We start from the raw sequence: 946 nt of genomic DNA on the forward strand, positions 1-946 counted from the left end.
GAAAGGCCCTGCTCAAACGAGTAACGTAAAAAGGTCTGCAGCGTGGCTTCGTTCTTCTCAAACCCGTAAGGCCAGAAATCTTCGCCCATCTCACGCTTGACCTGTTCGACGTGCGAAGTCAGCCAGGGCAGCATGACTTTGAGCGCCGCTGTTTCGTACAGGTCTTCGTAAGTGCGCCGCTGGGACTCCTCCAGCGCCTTCATCAGCGAGCGCGCCACCCAGCGGTTGGCTTCATACACGTCGCGGCGAATCGCCACCGTATGCATGATGGGGAAAATTTTCGTTTCCTTGAAGTAATTGCGCTCGACCTGCTCGTAGTCTTCAAAGAGGCGTTTGACCTTGCCGCCACCCTTGAGAAAGCTTGACGGCATACGCGCGGTGTAGAGCGCGTCGATCTCGCCGTCGAGCAGCATCTGCGCCAGTGTCTGCCCGGGACCAATGCGCTCGACCTTGATGTTGGGCGGCAGGTCGAGCTTGATCTTTTCGGAGCGGCCGGGTTCTTCCTCGCCGCCGGTGAAGTAGGTGACGCTGTCGACAGGGACGCCGTAGTGGTCGGACAGGATGCCGCGTATCCACACCGGCGCCGTCATCTGGTATTCGGGGTTGCCCACGCGCTTGCCTATCAAATCCTTCGCCTCGCGACTGCCGGAGTTGGCATTCACATAGATGCAGGAGTGGCGGAAAAAGCGCGAGGGGAAAACCGGAATCGCCACAAACGGCCGCGACTCATTGAACAGGGACACGGTGTACGACGAGAGCGACATTTCTGCGGCATCAAACTCCTTATGCCTGAGCATGCGAAAGAAAGTTTCTTCCACCGGCATGTTGAGATAGTTCAGGTCGATGCCATCGGGCTGCACGCTCCCGTCCATCAGGGCGCGGGTGCGGTCATAGTTCCAGCAGCCGAAGGTCAGTTTCAGTTTTGACATGTCGCAGTGTGTTCCTG

At 58.0% G+C, this 946-nt stretch carries 1 protein-coding gene; it reads right to left on the bottom strand.

Going from position 1 to position 946, the window contains the following annotated elements; genetic code table 11:
• A partial coding sequence (locus AC1D1X_RS24430; RefSeq protein WP_477699507.1) for a substrate-binding domain-containing protein occupies positions 1 to 929 on the bottom strand: 929 nt, incomplete at its 3' end.
• Positions 930 to 946 lie beyond the last annotated feature (17 nt).

This window comes from Polaromonas sp. P1_G4 (genome assembly GCF_056405475.1).